Genomic DNA, 17,968 nt, shown 5'->3' on the forward strand with positions numbered 1-17,968 from the left:
ATAGATTGTAGGACAATAAAATAACAATCAAAACAATCAATCACAAAACTAATTATAATCAGCCTACCAAAATTTCAAAGGAGGTAGATGATTATGACAAATCAAGAAGAAATTCTAGATATGAGAAATAACGAATGGATGGCGACTTTGGAGAAGGTTGAGGAATTAAGGGAACTTCTTCTAGAAATACAGAGCGGTGAAATTTCATTTTGGATAGATGGTGAATGGCATTATCGAAGCAACGAGTACAATTTCCCTAAAGGTTTCACTACTCCCCATTTTATCCTTAATCCAGAAATTCTAGGAAGCATCGATGAAAAAAATGTGGAGAATGTTATCTTAAATATTCTTAGATTGCTAGATTTTTATATTACGTACGTTAATTTTTATTTTGACAGCGGCATTAATTTTGAGGATTATTTAAGGAAAGAAATTAATAGTGACATTTGCACCATTTTACATGAGAAACACGATATTTTATGTAACTCCTATAATTTTTACGGATACAATGACAGGATTGCATTCAATTATATTTTTTCATGGAATGAGAATGGAAAAGGTATTCAAATAGTTTTTAATAATTCAAAGTACGGGTATACATCCTTTTACGATTTGACAATGTATCTTCTGGAAGAGTCAAGGGGAATTGGTGATTATGAGTTGTATACTCATTTCTGTAGGAAAATGAGGGAATTCCAACATAAGTATTATGGAACTACTTCAAATGCCGATAGAGATTTATATACTTCTGAAACAGAGGTACAATTATTAAATCCAGAAAATAGAGCGAACCGTTTTGACCCCAGTAATGATTTTTATATAGTAAATTGTGCGGTTAAGATAGCGGATATTATTGATTACTTTAATTTAAATATTGAGGTAACTGATAAAAAGTTATTGGAGAAGTATATTGATACAAACTATCTATATACTCAATTTGGGTACTATGAATTTTTCAATAACATAACTGTCCCGGAAGTACAACAGATAGTTATTGATACAATTGAAGGCAAGTTACAGGAGCCATTCTCAATTAGAAAATATACTTGTAACTATGATAATAGATTTCATTTTCAAGTTGAAAATGAGGCAAATAAAAGCGAATGTCTAGTAGAATGGAATTACCAAGGGGAATGTTACAGATTTAAAAAGGGAGAAAATAAATATACGTATTTTGAATCTTACACTCCATTATTATTCTACATACTACTTGATTTCAAAAATGAAAGCAAATTTACTTGGGATAAACTTATAGTAGATTGTGTGCAATTAATCAATGACATCGAAAAGTCCTCAAAAGTGGATATAAATCTAGAATATCTAATCAAAAGAATTAAAAAGCCTAACGTCATTGAGGATTTGCTTTTCGGCGACGATTTACCAATTTAATTTCATCATCAAAATTTAAATTAATTAAAACTGTCCTCCGTCACTACAGAGGACAGTTTTTTATTAAGTTGGACTATTCCCATCAAACCGATAATCCATTTCAAACATCTTATCCGTGTACCACTCGCGAAATTCTTCATTCTCTGTAAATTTCTGATACATATCAAACTGATCAAACATATAATCTTGGAATACTTCCTGCATAATTCTTTTGAAAGCAATCTTGGCATTTTGACGATCCGAGTGGCTTTTCGTGTTCTGGTACTCTTCTTTTTCCACTACTTTTTGCGGAAGCTCTTCCATCATAAATTTTCGAATGGAATCATTTTCGGTCAAGTCTTTACCAAACTTATCATTAAAATCCCGAACAATTTCACTTAAATATTCTAATTGTGGGTCGTTTATGACACTTGCTCCACCCGTAGAAGCGGGATCTAATTCGATATTACCTTCCAAAGTAATGTTTTGCATCTCCTTTTGGTCTACGCGGTAACTATCTATATCTATAGCTTCCAGAATCCCTTCTGATAAGTCATCGTCAGAGAGCTTTGGTAATTTAGGCAGTAGATATTTAACGGTTGTTGCCAAAGCCGTCCAGTCCTGTTGGTTATAAGGCAAGATTTGTGATAAGAAAGAATACGCACGGTGAAATGCCCTTGCTTTCGATTTAAATTTTACTTGATCATCATATGGAAGTTGTTTGAAACGTTCAACCATTGCCTCTAGCAATGGATCGATAATTTCTCTACTTGCCCCATCAAGATATTTATCAATTACCTGCATAATTTCTTCCTCAGAAAAAACCTGCATTTCTACTATATCATCGTATAAATCATTTAATCTATTAGGATCTGTTCCTTCACTTAATACGGTAGTCTTATAAAACGGGTCGAAGGCTTCTTTGATTTCCTGTGCAGTATTTGCAAAGTCCAGAACAAAGGTCTCCGTCTTATATGGCTTATATGCCCTGTTCAATCTAGAAAGCGTCTGTACGGCTCTAACGTTATTAAGTATCTTATCTACATACATGGTGTGTAGAAGCGGCTGGTCGAACCCTGTTTGGAACTTTTCTGCAACAATTAAGAACCGATATTTATCCTTTTTAAATTCTTTCCGTATATTATCACTCGGAAAACCATTCATTGATGATTCATCATAAGATTTTCCATCAATGGTTCGGCTTCCCTCAAAGGCCACGAGTGCTTTAATATCTATCTTTCTCTCTTTTAATATTCGATCAAAGGCTTGTTTATAACGTATGGCACTAATAACTGAACGTGTAACAATCATTGCTTTGGCTTTTCCATTTATTTTTCTCTTACGATATACTTTATCTAAGAAATGATCTATCATGATCTCTGCCTTTTTAGCGATGGTTAATTCATTTGTTTCCACAAAAATTCTCATTTTTCCTCTTGCACGGCTACTATCGAATTTAGGGTCATCTTCTATTTTTTTGTAGAGTTTATAAAAACTTTCATAAGTGGTGTAATTCTTAAGAACATCCAGAATAAATTCCTCTTCGATTGCCTGTTTCATACTGTAATTATGAAATGCAGCATAAGTACCATCTTCTTGCACATCCCCGAATATTTCCAATGTTTTATTTTTAGGTGTTGCCGTAAACGCAAAATAACTTACATTCTGAGGCATTCGCTGGCTTGCTACAAATTCATTTATTTTATCTTCAAGGGTTATTTCCTCTTCTACTACAACATCTTCCTTTGATAAAGCTGCATTCATTTTACCAGCAGTATTACCACCCTGTGAGGAATGTGCTTCATCAATGATTATTGCAAAGTTATAACTCTTTAATTCTCCGATGTCCTGAACAACATAGGGGAATTTTTGAATGGTAGTGACAATGATTTTTTTTCCTGATTCGAGAAATGCTTTTAACTCACTACTCCTTGTTGCTGCTGCCATTACACCATCTACATGTGAAAACTGTTTGATATTATCACGTATCTGTTTATCTAGTATTTTTCTATCTGTTACAACAATCACACTATCAAATATATTCTTCTCTCCACTGAGATCTTTAAATTCAGTTAATTGATGAGCTAGCCACGTTATCGAATTACTTTTACCTGAACCTGCACTATGTTGTATTAAATATCTATGTCCGGGTCCATCTTCCTTAACTTTGTTTAATAACTTTCGAACCACCTCTAATTGATGATATCGCGGGAAAATCTGCTTTCTAGTTACCTTCTTGGTATCTTCATCTTCCTCTTCTACCAATTGTGAAAACCGTTCAATAATATTCGCCATACTATTCTTTTCAAGGATATTTTTCCAAAGATAATCTGTCTTTAAACCGTTGGGGTTAGGAGGATTGCCCTTTCCAAAGTTGTGTCCTTTATTAAAAGGCAAGAATGTTGTATTATCACCCTTTAATTCCGTTGTCATATAAACCTCTTGGTCATCAACAGCAAAGTGAACAAGACATCGACCTAATTTAAATAATTCTTCTTTTGGGTCTCTATCGGTTCTATACTGTCTAATTGCATCCACAAAAGATTGTCTTGTTAATGTATTTTTTAACTCCATAGTCACTATTGGTAGACCATTTATTAAGAGAACCATATCGAGTGATTTATTTGGAGTTGACTCGGAATAATGTACCTGTCGCATTACTGAAAAAATGTTTTGTTGAAAGTTTTGAACTGATTGTGCGTTAAGTACATCTGATGATGGTTTCTTATAATAAAGTTTAATTTTGACATCCCCATCACGAAAACCGTCCCGCAGAATTCTTACAATCCCTTTTTTCTTAATCTGGTCACTAATCCGTTTGAAAAAGCGCTGGTCAAAATAAGCACCATGTCGGTTTCTAAGAACTTCAATTGCATCACTTTGGGTTGCTTTTAGGAACTGCATTAGCAGCTCCTTATCAATACAGTAATGAGGATCATAGTCAATATACTTACGAGGAACGTATCCATTATCGCTAAGATGAAGTTCTATAATATTTTCAATCCCTCGTTCCGACATATCTGTTTGCACCAGTTTCACTTCCTTTCTCAAATTGATGGTGAACGTTTACTTTACCTGTCACAACACTCGACACCAATGTTCTCTTGTAATTTTTCATTGTAGTAACTTGTTTTTTTATCAATTCAATAGCGTTACTAATTTCTTCTACTCTATTATCAAGATATTCTGCTATTTGCTTTTGTTCTTTCAATGGTGGAACTAAGATTCGAAACTTATTTATGTCCTTTTGGAATAGATGTGGCACTCCCATTCCATCTTTTATACGTTTTATTACATTTTGCATATGATTTGACTTTAGAAAGTAATGTAAGAAGATACTATCAATATTTTCATTAGGTCTTATAACCGCTATAGAGCTATTAACTGTTGCTTGAGAGGGAAGATTGCGAACAACATTTACTGTACCTAATGTACTTCCATCTTTGGCAAGCAAAACATCATCTTCTTTTAACATTATTTCTGGAGATTCTAAATATCTCTCATTTGAGATATAATCTACATTATCAAAATCTATGAATCTTCCTTTAATATTGGGTATTGCTAAAAATATATTACCTTGTTCAGTATATTCAGAAGCCTTAAGTCCTTTCCAACCAAGTCTTGCTTTTATCGTTGCAAGAGAATATAGTGGGTAAACACTCCAGTGCTTGGGTATTTTACCTATCTCATTAAAATCTGTTTCTTTTGTTAAAGATGTTTTTTCCCTTCCTTGAAGAACAGTATTTGAAATAATTGTATTCAGTTTTTCTTCCAGTAAATCACGCTGTTTTTCTTTTATTTGAATATATCTATCTATCTCAATCAGTTTCTCTTCTAAATATGAGACAATAGATATTTGCTCTTGGTAATTAGGTAATACTAAAGGTAGATTTTTAAAATCCTCATAATGCAAGTCCCATTGTCCGATTCGCACACCCTTAGAAATACTATTGTATCCTGCAATATATTCATTTGACCGCAATAGGTAATGTAAATATTTTGGGTAGACTTTTTTATCGTCTACCTGACAGATAATGTAAGCGGGACTTATAATTCCTTGGAATTCCGAGATAGCTAAAGAACCTTGCCAAGCCTTCATCTTATTAATAACAAGATCACCCGGTTCAACGAATTTATAATTTGATAAATTGTCTGATTCCACATTATGATTATCATCTCTAGAGTCTTTATATATAACTCCATACTCCCGATAAATTGAAAGCAATCGCTCCTCTGGCTTGTTTCTTACTGATTTGAGTTTAGTAACGCCTTTTACTCTAATAATGTTCCAATGAGATGGCACTTTTCCTAGCCACTTTATATTACTATCTTGATAGCTATCATAACGTTCCATATTAAATAACCTCACTAATAATCCGATGAAGTAATCCTTCTGATTGTCTTTCTAATTCAATTAATTCATTAGAAATATCTTCTATATTACGTACTTGTTCGTATTTATAAAAGTATTTATTGAAAGAAATCTCATAGCCCACTGTTGTTTTACTCTCATCAATCCAAGCATCAGAGGCATACGGCAAAACTTCGGTTTGAAAATAATGTTGTATATCTGCTTTTAATGGTACATTTTCCGTATCTCTCAACTGTGGATCTGGCTCATATTCTGTCCCATTTTTAGTCTTTTTCTTAATAACTCCCTCAGCTCTTTCATCTCTCACCGTATAGTAGTTAAGTATTTTCTTGATATCTGATTTAGTCAGTTTAATACCATCGGATTTTACAGACCTTTCAAATTCTTTTTGTACTCTATTGAAGTCCCAATGTTCCTCCGTTCCAAAACATTGAATTAACAATTCTACTATTTTATCAACAATTGGAATTAATTTTTTATGTTTTTTTATATCGTCGTTAAATGATCTCTTCATCAAATTTATTTTGTCGTTGGTAATTTTTGTTAGTAAACGGAGAGGACGCTCAACTGTAATTTTAGAATAGCCAAATTCATTATTTGGAATAATCAACGCATTCTCGGCACCCTTAAAATTCATATATATATCAACAATTGATTTAATGTGTTCTTCACTTAACTCACAGTTTTTCTGACCTAAATTACGCCGAATTTTATCATAAAAACTTGTAGCATCTATTAACTGAACCTTACCTTTTCGATTAACAGGCTTACGATTGGTTAGTATCCATACATACGTTGCAATCCCAGTATTGTAGAACATGTTTTCTGGTAGAGCAATGATTGCCTCTAGCCAATCATTCTCAATAATCCATTTACGAATATTACTTTCCCCAGAACCTGCATCACCCGTGAACAGGGCAGATCCATTATGGATTGTTGCAATTCTACTGCCCATTTCAGTGCTTTCTTTCATTTTTGAAAGCATATTCACCATAAATAATAATTGACCATCATTAGATCTTGGTACTCCCATTTGAAATCTAGGATCTTCAATATTATTTGTAACAGGGTCCGTTAATGTATCCTTATCAACTTTCCAACTCTTCCCATAGGGAGGATTCATTATCATAAAGTCAAATTTCATATCCGGAAAATGATCATTGGACAATGTCGACCCATATTTAATATTTTCTGGACTATTTCCTTTAATCATCATATCGGACTTACATATTGCGTAGGTTTCTGGCTGAACCTCTTGGCCGTACAAACCAAGATTTATCTTTTTACCTTTATTAGCGGCTAGTTCCTTTAAAAAGTTCTGTGACTCTGTTAGCATTCCACCTGTACCACATGCTCCGTCATAGATAAGATAATCTGAACTCTCAATTTTATCTGCAATAGGTTCGAACATTAAATGTGTCATCAATGCTACTACATCACGAGGGGTAAAGTGTTCCCCAGCTTCTTCATTGTTTTCTTCATTGAATTTCCTTATTAACTCTTCAAATACATAACCCATATCAAGATTGGTTAGATTCTCTAGTTTTAAATCTGGATCGGTGTATCTTTCAACCAATTTAAATAACACATTGGCTTCTTCTAGTGTCTCTAGCTGATTATGAAACTTAAACTTTTGTACAATTTCACGAACATTAGGGCTGAACCCTGAAATATATGTTTCGAAATTTTCACGAATTTGACTAGGTTCATCTAGCAATCTACGTAACGTGAACTTTGATGTATTATAGAAAACATAACCAGATGCTTTTTGTAGTGCAGCATCTTGATTTACCATTCCTTTTTCATTTAAGAATTGATGTACTTTTTCTACTTCCCCCTTTGTTGGTTCAAGAAGGGCATCTATCCTTCTTATAACTGTCATTGGAAGTATTACATCTCTATATTTCCCTCGAACTAAGACATCCCTTAAATAGTCATCAGCGATGCCCCAGATATAACTAATAATTTGATTAATATTGATATTATTCATTAGACTTTCCTCCTAATTTCATTCCAATTCAATTGTACTATAATACTAGCAAATTCTCTAACCCATTTAATATAGAACATCAATACTATGTTTATTAATGTAATAGATATGTCTATATGATATTCTGTCTTTAAAATAAGTAATACTTTCTGGAAGGAGGATTTAAGTTGGATAAGTATCCAAGTAACTCTTTTGAAGGACTTATTGAGAGTATTGTTACTGAGGAAATATCCCAAATACTTACAAACTATAAGGAGCCTAAAGGTAGTACAGAGAGGAAGGAATATTTAACTATCAAAGAAATTTCATCATTGACTGGAATCGGTATCTATACACTTAGACAACTAACATATCGTAGAGCAATGCCACATCTAAGGGTGAAATCAAAACTATTATTTGTTGAGAAAGAAATCACTCAGACTATAAGAGATTATAAAGAGTATGGTTGGAGTGACCCAGATAGTAACTGGGACGTTGAAAAAGTTCAATCTGAAATCGAGAAACTTCAGGCAAAAAAGGAGGACCCTGTTATGATAGATGAAGCAGTAAGAAAGATTATTAGAGAAGAACTTGAAGATTTTTCTAAAGAGATATTAAGCCTAACAAAAAAAGATAAAGAAAAATATTACGGAAGAACTGTGTTAACTATCAAAGAGGCTGCAAATTATTTCAGAACTAGTCCAGCTACAATCTATTCATTGATAAAAGAAGATGGCATGCCTCACCTAAAGATACATAGTCGTTTTCTTGTTGTATTAGAAGAGGCAGAGGCTTTTCTCTGGAGAGAAACTGCCAATTCTTATGCCGAAGAAGGAAATATCTATTGGCAAAGAATTTTACAAAGATTGGATTGGGAAGAGAATGAAAGAAATTTAGCATATGAGAAGGCTCTTAAGCGATTAGAGGAAAGTACATACAATTAGATAGGATCATAGTATTCATTTTTTGTTTTGCTTAACAATTCAACACTGTTATTTTTATAGGCCTTCTGTAAATTATATTATGTATTTAGGAGCGCGATTAAATGTACTTATCGGAACTTTCTATAAAAAACTTCCGTAAATACGGAAATCCGGGGCTTAATCTAAAATTCAATAAACATCTAAATGTACTTGTTGGAGAAAATGATTCTGGAAAAAGCACTATAGTTGAAGCCATAAAATTTGTACTTAATACACACAGTAATGATTATGTCAGATTAAATACAGAAGATTTCCATTTAGCAAAAGGGGTTAATGAAGAGGAACGGGCTAATGAGATTGAGATTGTATGTGTATTTAGAGGATTTACTATTGAAGAAGCAAAACACTTTTTAGAGTGGCTACACATTGAAAAAGTTGAAGAGACACCAACATACAGCCTAAAAGTTATTTTTTCCGCCAAGAGAAAGGATAAGAAAATATACCATGATATAACAGCTGGAGGAATTGATACAGGAAAGTATTTGAACGGTGAGGCTAGAAATCTATTAAAAACCACCTTTCTCAAGCCACTTAGAGATGCAGAGATAGAAATGACCTCAAGAAGAAACTCAAGGCTTTCTCAGGTGCTTATAAATCATTCAGCATTCGAAAATGAAGAGGAACATGAATTAGTGAATGCAATTAAGGATGCTAACGCTAGGATAATGAACTATTTTATTGAGGAAAAAGAGGAAGAAGCAGGAGATGAGCCTGTTCAAGATCATAATACCGAAGAAGAAACCGGTGCACAGATACTAAAAGATATAAATGAATATCTCGAAAATTTCTCAAGTAATAGAAATATATTAAAGTCCCGATTCAACATTTCGGATATAAAGTTAAAAAGCATTTTAGAGCGGCTGCAATTAAATCTCGAAGATGCAAAACCCGGTTTAGGCTCGCACAATATATTATTTATTGCAACGGAATTACTCTTTCTTCAACAAAAAGAATACGAAGGGCTTAAACTGGCCCTTATTGAGGAGATTGAAGCACATTTACATACACAAGCACAAATGAGGCTAATTGATTACCTACAAAAACGTTCAGACGAGAGTGATATACAAATAATACTTACCACCCATAGCACATCACTAGCTTCAAAAATACCACTAGAAACTATGTTTATATGCCAAAACGACAAAGTGTTCTCTCTAAACCCAATTGAAACCGAGCTTTTAAATGGGGATTATTTATTTATAGAAAGATTCTTGGATTCTACAAAAGCAGATTTATTTTTTGCACAAGGGGTTATTATGGTTGAAGGGGATGCAGAGAATATATTAATTCCGACGATTGCTAAAATAATAGGAATCCCATTATCTAAGAACGGTATTACTGTTCTTAATGTGGGTAGTACAGCGTTTCTACGGTACTCAAGAATATTTATAAGATCGAATCCTGAAAATGGAATTATAAATATACCCGTTTCATGTATAACAGATTTGGATTTAAAACCAGAAATAGATGACCAAGACAAATTAATCAACCCTCCCCAAGAGTCTGCTGATGAAAAAAGAAAAAGGATAAAAGCTAGACTAAATAATCAAAACGTAAAAGCATTCATTTCGCCAATCTGGACTTTAGAACATGACTTTGCAAGGAGTTCTTTTCAAGAGGACGTACTCAGAGCGGTATTATGGGCTAAGAAAATACAGAATAGCGATACTATAGGGCTCACTGAGAATAAGAAAGAAAAAGTAGAAGAAGACATAAATCAATACACGGAAGAAAATAAAGAAAAAAATTATTCTTCAGAACGTATAGCTTATGAAATTTATGAGAATATCATTACAAAAGACAATGATAAAGTTTCTAAAGCAATTATTGCTCAATGCCTTTCTGACATTTTACTAACAAAGTTTAAGAAGGATCCTGACACAATTAGAGCACAAATACTTTCTGAACCACTATTAGAATATCTTGTTAACGCAATAAAATATGCTGCAGGTATTAGAGAGGTGAAGGAATAGTGTACCCTATAACCGATGAAGACATTAATTGGGCTGAAGAGATACTTCTTCCAAACGGTGCAAATTTTGATGAACAAAGAAGACAAGTTATTAAATGTTTAACATCCAAGGATATTCTAGCATGTCCCGGAAGCGGTAAAACAACTACTCTTTTAGCAAAACTATTAATTTTAGAAAAAGAATTACCCCTAGATAATAATCAGGGAATCTGTGTTCTTACACACACTAACGTAGCAATTGATGAAATAAAGGGTAAAATAGGGAATCCTAATGCTAGACTATTTAATTATCCAAATAATTTCTCAACCATTCAGTCTTTTGTAAATAGGTATTTAGCAATCCCTGCTTACCAATATTTTTTCAAAAGTGATATCCATATCATTGATAATGAATATTACAAAAATGAATTTTATAAAGAATTCAATCGGATTTTTAGCGGTTATAGAGAAAATATTATTAATAAAGCAGCCTTCTCCCCAGTACACTCTCTATTACGTTTAGATTATCATGGAGATAATATCAACTTTATGTGGGGTAAAAAGCCACTAGAACAGGTTTATAGTAAGAAAACTAAAACATATAGGATATTATCAAATCTTAAGAGAAGAATACTTAAACGAGGAATTTTAACATTCCAAGAAGCATTTGTTCTTGCACAAGAATATATTAAAATTTTTCCGGAAATTAAAACATTATTCTCCGCAAGATTTAAGTATTTGTTTATAGATGAAATGCAGGACACATCATATGCTCAACAACTAGTTATTCAGAGTCTATTTGATTCCGATAAGGTTGTTACCCAATTCTATGGTGATCGCAATCAAGCAATATATGAGGGAAATAATTCTAATGAAGTCGACAACTTTATTCAAGGAGAACCCCTTCCATTGGACAATAGTTTAAGGTTTTCACAATCTATCGCTAATTTAATCAAAACAATCTGTGTTAGCCCACAAGATTTAAAGGGAAATGATAGCATTCGTGGGTTAAAACCTACTATTATAAGGTTTAATAAAGATAATATACAAAAGGTTCTTCCTACCTTTGGAGAATTAATCAATAAGAACGGATTAGCACAAGAAGGCAATCGAACATTTAAAGCTGTAGGAAGGGTAACACATAACAGCGATAGCGAAAAAATAGTAATTCCTAGTTACTATCCGTATTTCAAAAAAAGAGAAAAGTCTCCTTTTGAGAATGCAAATAGTTTAAATGACTATATAAGTCATTTAAATGAACTAAACACTACATCAGCAAAAAAATATAGAGAAACATTCATTAAATGCTTTATCAACTTTTTGCGGTACCTAAATATAAAAAATGAATCTCGCAATTTTACTGAAAAAAGTCTAATTGATTATCTCAATAATAATTCACAAGAAGGTTTCATTCGTATTGAAAAATTAATGTCAGAGTGGACATTAAAATTAAATTCTGGGATTAACATAGAAACTCCCCTTAAAAATTTCTTAAGTAATGAGTTTTTATCATATTTTGAGGTAACAATATCAAAAGAGTCTTTATCTAGTTTCTTAACCACCAATTTAGAGGTTTCAAATGAAGAACAAGAAAAGGTAGCCGACTATCAAAGTGATTACCTTCATGTTTCAGAAACTGGGGATAACATACTTATTAATATTGACACTATTCATGGTGTCAAAGGTGAAACACATACAGCCACACTATATTTAGAAACTTTTTCTTATGCTTACGAATTTGACAAAGGGAAGATTCTCGACTATCTAAAGGGGCATCATACAAAGCCAAAGAAAAGACAAGAGCAAATGCTAAAACTTGCATATGTAGGTATGTCACGCCCTTCTCATTTGTTGTGTGTAGCAATTCGAGAAGAAGCATTAGAAGGTCATGAAGTGGATCTTGTTGATTTGGGTTGGAATATTGTAGATGCTCAACCCTCCGAATATAAAGCAGAAGAAAAACAAACAATTGTATCACAAACTTAAACCTTTATTTATGTAAGTTTTAATAAGCATTGGGCAATGTATACCCAATGCTTATTAATTAAAACCTTCATGTAGAAGATATTTTCGCATCTTCCCTACTACCTTCATTTATAGACAGTTTATTTAGTACCTTAAGAGCCCTCTGGCTACGCCTAATATTTTGATTAATAGAATCCTTTAGTAATAGAACCTTATCAATGTCTGCCTTTCCTACGTTATCTTCTAGACCATTTAGTATTCTCTCATTTACAAAACTGAAATCACCAAACAAATAATCTACAATATTTCTATTCAATGCCCTTAACTCTGTTATGTCAAAACAATCTTGATTACTCATGGTGATACAATTATGAAATATAGATATTATCTCATCAAATGCTTCTGATTTATTGGCAATTTCATCTTTATCAAGGTCCTCAAATGATTTTCCAGTCCTTGAAAATGTCATGTAGGTAATAAGCCCAAATATTATAGCATCAATGTTATTTTTACTGGATATCTGTGTGTTATGTCTATCTTTAAAATGTTCTTTGATTTTTTTGGATGAGTATTGAAAGAACTCTTCTAGGAAATCAAATTCCCATGTATCCAATATATAATCAGAATTCCCCACTAAATAATCTACTGATGTGTTAAACAAATATGCAAGTTGAACAATTTCTTCTAAAGATGCTTCTCGTTCATTATTTAAGTATTTCTGCAGAGTTGTATGGTCAAATTCTAGACACTCCATTAGTGAATTTCTAAAAACATCGAAACCATTTATTTCTATCAAACGCTGTAATTGATCACTTAACATTTTTTTTGGTAGTTCGCTATTCATTGTCATTCCGCCCTTCATTCACTGATTTTTTATCATCGTAATTTACGGACCCTATATTAAAATTTAATAGCTGTGGTTAAATAATGTCTAATACTTTTTATTAGAACATTTTAGGTACTACCTACAGCTATAACAATATAGCCTGTCAAAGAAGCATTATATATCCAATTACTAAAGAAGCGGGAATAGAAAATACGATTACCTTCCCTTGCGAGGTAATACTATTATTAATTTCAGGACCATTATAATTGTTCCTTGCTAAGATATAACCTTGAAGAATGCAATACCAAAAATATCCCCCCGACATTAAAAACATTAGAAGATATATGCTTAGAACTACATTATTAGTTAATACATAAATAGTAGAACAAAATAATAAATACAAAATAAACTTTCCTAAAAATACGATTATGATAAAACTTTTTGGAAAACCCTTCTGTAATTCTTCTGCTTTTATAGGATATATCTTCGCAAGAATGATATTAAAAATTAAACCACCAAAGAATAATGTGCAAAGTGAAAAAAAGTAATAATTCGAAGTAGGAATTTTATAATACCACCACATTAAAGGTAAACATATAGTAGTAAAGCATAAAGAAAAATAAAACATAATCGCGATCATACCAATCTTATGCCAAGGAAATTCAATTATTTTTCCCACATGTGCTCACCTCCATATTTTGCTATAATTTTAACGTAGATGGTAAAATAAATCCGCTAATATGTGCACATTCTGTTTTGAAAACCAAGAACAAAAAAAAGACAGGCAATTACCTGTCTTTTCTGTTACGATAATAATATTTTGTAGTTTGTGTGTATAACGTAGATACCGGTGGTCGGGGTCGAACCGACACTCCCCAGGGGGAACGGGATTTTGAGTCCCGCGCGTCTGCCAATTCCGCCACACCGGCATAATAATAATTGTCATTGGCTTCTGACTGACAAGTAATAATATAGCACGGAATGGGGTTTTAAGTCAAAGGAAAAGATTACTTGATCACTTCATTTTTCTTTTTCCATTTTATCACAAGCACTTGAATCATTTTCCCAATAAAAACACCTAATATTAAAGATAGAATTGGCAACCAAATTACCCCTAGATACACTCCATTTATATTAAATACAGGCGAATATACGACACCTACCGTACCAACAAATGCAGAAAAAACGAATGGTAAAAAAGCATAAGGGGCAGTTCCCCCACCAGCATCACGGTATGCATCCCACATCGCAAATAAATATAGACATGGGTAAAACATTAACCACTGAAAATCAACATGAGCAATTCCCTCATGAATATTTCCATAAAAACTTGGTAATATTGCATAATTCAATCCTGACATCACATTTACAATGAATTCTAGGAGAATTAATACCGTTCCTTTTATAACCTTTCCATTCAGATACTGACCAAACCCCGGTAGGGCAATACTCCAAAACAGTACCTCAGATTTTCTGCTTTTTTCCATTGTTCACACTACCCATCTGCTAAGTCACTTCGATTTGGAGCCATCGGGGGTTCCTCAAACCATCCATTATTTATCATAATATTCGCTCCATCCTCAGCATACTTCATAATTTCAGCAGTCAACCGAGTAAAATGAGTAGAAAGATCTCTCCTCATACTTTGTGCCAATGCTAGTCCATAATAGCCTATACTAGTTGTAATTAAGGAAGTAGTTTCAAACATAATTAACTTGTCTGAAAACACAAAAGACGTATTCTCTGTGACTTCTGAGCTCCACGACATTGGTGTAGGAAGACTTTCTTCATTCAGCAAAGAACCAAATATCTCGATATGTTTAGCTGCTATTTCCTTACCTCTTATGGTAAATTTCTTTACTTCTTTAGATTGTGCAACTTGTGAAAAACCAATTAATGTTGATGATCCCAGTGTATTTCGTTGGATATTAGCATATAAGCTAGTAATTTCCATACCCGTCAATGGTCTTCTCTCTCCAAACCAACCAGTTAGAAAGCCTTGCTTCTTTACGTATTCTGGTTTTTTTGGAGCTTGCAGGTATGGACTTCTTATATAAATACCTTTTTCAAGCATCAGATTATTTGCCAATCGATGTAATCTATTCGTCTTAGCAAAGCAATTAGAAAAGAATTCATATACGTCATCTCTTGCGGTCAATCCTATACATGCACCATACGTATTCATCCCTATGCCTGCCATATCCCGTACATTATTAAGAATATAACTATCTGAAAAGAGTTTAGGAGCATGAATATCTACATCTTCTTTTTCACTAAATCCAATTGGTGCTGGATAATCTTCCCTTTCGAACAATTCCTTCAGTATTTCATTGTTAGTCTTTGATAAGTCCAATGCAAATTGAATAATCTCTTTTACACTTTGGTCCTCTACACCATTTAAGAAGTACTTAAAAACACAAGTCGACAAACTGTTAGTCATATATGCACTCCACATTTGTGTTATCTCAACTGATGTTAATTTAGGGTTATGTTCTGTTGCCATTTATTATTACCTCCGAATACAAATACTAATCTTTAGTATTCCCTAGATGTAAATATTATACAGTCCTTGTAACCCTATCGAAATATGGATGAAATAAAAAAACTCCTTTGTTTTAATTGCCATAATTATAGCAGTTAAAACAAAAGAGTTTATTTTGAGAATAAGCATATTATTTATTTATATAAGGTAATTTTGGAGGCGGTAACCGGATTTGAACCGATGATAAAGGTTTTGCAGACCTCTGCCTTACCACTTGGCTATACCGCCATATTTAATGGAGCGGAAGACGGGATTCGAACCCGCGACCCCCACCTTGGCAAGGTGGTGTTCTACCACTGAACTACTTCCGCGGTTGGCTGGGCTACCAGGATTCGAACCTGGGAATGACGGGACCAAAACCCGTTGCCTTACCGCTTGGCTATAGCCCAATATGTATGGGGCGATCGATGGGAATCGAACCCACGAGTGCCGGAGCCACAATCCGGTGCGTTAACCCCTTCGCCACGACCGCCATCATATAAAAATGGCAGGGGTAGTAGGAATCGAACCCACATCAAAGGTTTTGGAGACCTTCGTTTTACCATTAAACTATACCCCTACTGTCAAAAATATGACTATAAAATTTAAAAAAATGGTGGAGGGGGGCAGATTCGAACTGCCGAACCCGAAGGAGCGGATTTACAGTCCGCCGCGTTTAGCCACTTCGCTACCCCTCCATAAAAAAGAAAAAACATAAATGGTGGCTCGGGACGGAATCGAACCGCCGACACACGGATTTTCAGTCCGTTGCTCTACCGACTGAGCTACCGAGCCATTTTGTGTTTTTAAAGATTTATAGTGGCGGTCCGGACGGGACTCGAACCCGCGACCTCCTGCGTGACAGGCAGGCATTCTAACCAACTGAACTACCGGACCACTATATAAAGTTAATTTTTAATGCATTTTGGTTGCGGGGGCAGGATTTGAACCTACGACCTTCGGGTTATGAGCCCGACGAGCTACCAGACTGCTCCACCCCGCGATAATAATAAGTATTTAATTCGGCTTATTTACTATTAAGCCATTTATGGTGGAGGATGCAGGGCTCGAACCTGCGACCCCCTGCTTGTAAGGCAGGTGCTCTCCCAGCTGAGCTAATCCTCCATAATGGTGACCCGTACGGGATTCGAACCCGTGTTACCGCCGTGAAAGGGCGGTGTCTTAACCGCTTGACCAACGGGCCATTTATAAATGTAAGTGGCGGAGAGCGAGGGATTTGAACCCTCGAGACCACTTTCGCAGCCTACACGATTTCCAATCGTGCTCCTTCGACCACTCGGACAGCTCTCCATGGCTCCACAGGTAGGATTCGAACCTACGACCGATCGGTTAACAGCCGATTGCTCTACCACTGAGCTACTGTGGAATAATAATAATTTGTCCTTAACCTGAGTTTTGAAGGAATATTTTTTACTGCCTGGCGGCGTCCTACTCTTGCAGGGGCAATGCCCCAACTACCATCGGCGCTGAGAAGCTTAACTGCTGTGTTCGGTATGGGAACAGGTGTGACCTTCTCGCCATCGCTACCAGACAATATTTATAGTTTAAGAAGTAATCCTATTTTTTCAGTAACAAACATTATTATAATCGTTTTTCAGAAAAAATCAAGAGTTTTCTTTAAAGAGTATTTATACCCTAAAAACTAAATAAGAGTAAACAACGCATATCAAAAAGTTAGTTAAGTCCTCGATCTATTAGTATCCGTCAGCTCCACGTGTCACCACGCTTCCACCTCGGACCTATCAACCTCATAGTCTCTAAGGGATCTTACTCACTCGAAGTGATGGGAAGTCTCATCTTGAGGGGGGCTTCATGCTTAGATGCTTTCAGCACTTATCCTTTCCACACGTAGCTACCCAGCTATGCTCTTGGCAGAACAACTGGTACACCAGCGGTGTGTCCATCCCGGTCCTCTCGTACTAAGGACAGCTCCTCTCAAACTTCCAACGCCCACGACGGATAGGGACCGAACTGTCTCACGACGTTCTGAAC

Annotated in this window: 11 protein-coding genes, 14 tRNA genes and 2 rRNA genes; 4 read left to right on the top strand and 23 right to left on the bottom strand. The window is 34.5% G+C overall.

Annotation, left to right across the window (positions count from 1 at the left end; genetic code table 11):
• Positions 1-93 precede the first annotated feature (93 nt).
• Positions 94-1,389, top strand: a complete 1,296-nt coding sequence (locus K332_RS0110580; RefSeq protein ID WP_026907436.1) for a hypothetical protein — start codon at positions 94-96, stop codon at positions 1,387-1,389.
• A gap of 63 nt (positions 1,390-1,452) precedes the next feature.
• Here K332_RS0110580 and K332_RS0110585 read toward each other — a convergent pair whose 3' ends face one another.
• Genes K332_RS0110585 through K332_RS0110595 form a run of 3 tightly spaced genes read right to left on the bottom strand, consistent with a single transcriptional unit; the run spans position 1,453 to position 7,730 of the window.
• Complete coding sequence (locus K332_RS0110585; RefSeq protein ID WP_026907437.1) at positions 1,453-4,398, bottom strand: type I restriction endonuclease subunit R; 2,946 nt, start codon at positions 4,396-4,398, stop codon at positions 1,453-1,455.
• Complete coding sequence (locus tag K332_RS22360; RefSeq protein ID WP_051359429.1) at positions 4,367-5,722, bottom strand: restriction endonuclease subunit S; 1,356 nt, start codon at positions 5,720-5,722, stop codon at positions 4,367-4,369. The genes K332_RS0110585 and K332_RS22360 overlap by 32 nt, the downstream gene beginning before the upstream one ends.
• 1 nt (position 5,723) lies before the next feature.
• Positions 5,724-7,730 carry a type I restriction-modification system subunit M gene (locus K332_RS0110595; protein ID WP_026907438.1) on the bottom strand — a complete coding sequence of 669 codons (2,007 nt, stop codon included), beginning with the start codon at positions 7,728-7,730 and terminating at the stop codon, positions 5,724-5,726.
• Between the two features lie 167 nt (positions 7,731-7,897).
• Between K332_RS0110595 and K332_RS0110600 the strand changes: the two genes are divergently transcribed.
• The 3 genes from K332_RS0110600 to K332_RS0110610 all read left to right on the top strand — a co-directional run bounded on the left by K332_RS0110600 (position 7,898) and on the right by K332_RS0110610 (position 12,629).
• Positions 7,898-8,653, top strand: a complete 756-nt coding sequence (locus tag K332_RS0110600; protein ID WP_026907439.1) for a helix-turn-helix domain-containing protein — start codon at positions 7,898-7,900, stop codon at positions 8,651-8,653.
• Positions 8,654-8,754: 101 nt separating this feature from the next.
• Positions 8,755-10,665, top strand: a complete 1,911-nt coding sequence (locus K332_RS22365) for an ATP-dependent nuclease (RefSeq protein WP_051359430.1) — start codon at positions 8,755-8,757, stop codon at positions 10,663-10,665.
• Positions 10,665-12,629 (top strand): UvrD-helicase domain-containing protein, encoded by a 1,965-nt coding sequence (locus K332_RS0110610; protein WP_026907440.1) that lies wholly within the window; start codon positions 10,665-10,667, stop codon positions 12,627-12,629. The genes K332_RS22365 and K332_RS0110610 overlap by 1 nt, the downstream gene beginning before the upstream one ends.
• A 67-nt stretch (positions 12,630-12,696) precedes the next feature.
• On the opposite strand, the gene K332_RS0110615 is transcribed toward K332_RS0110610, so the two are convergent.
• From K332_RS0110615 to K332_RS0110710, 20 genes are all read right to left on the bottom strand, one after another.
• Positions 12,697-13,452 carry a hypothetical protein gene (locus K332_RS0110615; RefSeq protein ID WP_026907441.1) on the bottom strand — a complete coding sequence of 252 codons (756 nt, stop codon included), beginning with the start codon at positions 13,450-13,452 and terminating at the stop codon, positions 12,697-12,699.
• Between the two features lie 145 nt (positions 13,453-13,597).
• Positions 13,598-14,113, bottom strand: coding sequence for a hypothetical protein (locus tag K332_RS0110620; protein ID WP_026907442.1), 516 nt, complete (start codon positions 14,111-14,113; stop codon positions 13,598-13,600).
• Positions 14,114-14,279: 166 nt separating this feature from the next.
• Positions 14,280-14,363, bottom strand: a tRNA-Leu gene (locus K332_RS0110625).
• Between the two features lie 78 nt (positions 14,364-14,441).
• Positions 14,442-14,921, bottom strand: a complete 480-nt coding sequence (locus K332_RS0110630) for a hypothetical protein (RefSeq protein ID WP_026907443.1) — start codon at positions 14,919-14,921, stop codon at positions 14,442-14,444.
• An 8-nt stretch (positions 14,922-14,929) separates the two neighbouring features.
• Positions 14,930-15,937: a DUF3231 family protein gene (locus K332_RS0110635; protein ID WP_026907444.1), complete on the bottom strand. Its 1,008-nt coding sequence runs from the start codon at positions 15,935-15,937 to the stop codon at positions 14,930-14,932.
• A gap of 193 nt (positions 15,938-16,130) precedes the next feature.
• Positions 16,131-16,204: transfer RNA gene (locus K332_RS0110640), tRNA-Cys, on the bottom strand.
• 8 nt (positions 16,205-16,212) lie between these two features.
• A tRNA-Gly gene (locus K332_RS0110645) sits at positions 16,213-16,287 on the bottom strand.
• Between the two features lie 3 nt (positions 16,288-16,290).
• Positions 16,291-16,365 (bottom strand) — tRNA-Gln (locus K332_RS0110650).
• 7 nt (positions 16,366-16,372) lie between these two features.
• Positions 16,373-16,448 (bottom strand) — tRNA-His (locus K332_RS0110655).
• Positions 16,449-16,461: 13 nt separating this feature from the next.
• A tRNA-Trp gene (locus K332_RS0110660) sits at positions 16,462-16,535 on the bottom strand.
• Between the two features lie 34 nt (positions 16,536-16,569).
• A tRNA-Tyr gene (locus K332_RS0110665) sits at positions 16,570-16,653 on the bottom strand.
• A gap of 21 nt (positions 16,654-16,674) precedes the next feature.
• A tRNA-Phe gene (locus K332_RS0110670) sits at positions 16,675-16,750 on the bottom strand.
• Positions 16,751-16,775: 25 nt separating this feature from the next.
• Positions 16,776-16,852 (bottom strand) — tRNA-Asp (locus K332_RS0110675).
• A 29-nt stretch (positions 16,853-16,881) separates the two neighbouring features.
• Positions 16,882-16,958: transfer RNA gene (locus K332_RS0110680), tRNA-Met, on the bottom strand.
• Between the two features lie 46 nt (positions 16,959-17,004).
• A tRNA-Val gene (locus K332_RS0110685) sits at positions 17,005-17,080 on the bottom strand.
• Between the two features lie 4 nt (positions 17,081-17,084).
• Positions 17,085-17,159: transfer RNA gene (locus tag K332_RS0110690), tRNA-Glu, on the bottom strand.
• A 15-nt stretch (positions 17,160-17,174) separates the two neighbouring features.
• Positions 17,175-17,266 (bottom strand) — tRNA-Ser (locus tag K332_RS0110695).
• A 1-nt stretch (position 17,267) separates the two neighbouring features.
• A tRNA-Asn gene (locus K332_RS0110700) sits at positions 17,268-17,342 on the bottom strand.
• A gap of 49 nt (positions 17,343-17,391) precedes the next feature.
• Positions 17,392-17,507 (bottom strand): 5S ribosomal RNA (gene rrf, locus K332_RS0110705).
• 143 nt (positions 17,508-17,650) lie between these two features.
• Positions 17,651-17,968 (bottom strand): 23S ribosomal RNA (locus K332_RS0110710); the annotation flags it as partial.

This window comes from Paucisalibacillus globulus DSM 18846 (genome assembly GCF_000482485.1).
In the GTDB taxonomy this organism is placed as follows: domain Bacteria; phylum Bacillota; class Bacilli; order Bacillales; family Amphibacillaceae; genus Ornithinibacillus; species Ornithinibacillus globulus.

Excerpts from the sequence above, each read along its gene's own strand:
- K332_RS0110580 (WP_026907436.1), top strand. The coding sequence starts at position 94 with ATGACAAATCAAGAAGAAATTCTAGATATGAGAAATAACGAATGGATG.
- K332_RS22360 (WP_051359429.1), bottom strand. The coding sequence starts at position 5,722 with ATGGAACGTTATGATAGCTATCAAGATAGTAATATAAAGTGGCTAGGA.
- K332_RS0110595 (WP_026907438.1), bottom strand. The coding sequence starts at position 7,730 with ATGAATAATATCAATATTAATCAAATTATTAGTTATATCTGGGGCATC.
- K332_RS22365 (WP_051359430.1), top strand. The coding sequence starts at position 8,755 with ATGTACTTATCGGAACTTTCTATAAAAAACTTCCGTAAATACGGAAAT.
- K332_RS0110615 (WP_026907441.1), bottom strand. The coding sequence starts at position 13,452 with ATGAATAGCGAACTACCAAAAAAAATGTTAAGTGATCAATTACAGCGT.
- K332_RS0110630 (WP_026907443.1), bottom strand. The coding sequence starts at position 14,921 with ATGGAAAAAAGCAGAAAATCTGAGGTACTGTTTTGGAGTATTGCCCTA.
- K332_RS0110635 (WP_026907444.1), bottom strand. The coding sequence starts at position 15,937 with ATGGCAACAGAACATAACCCTAAATTAACATCAGTTGAGATAACACAA.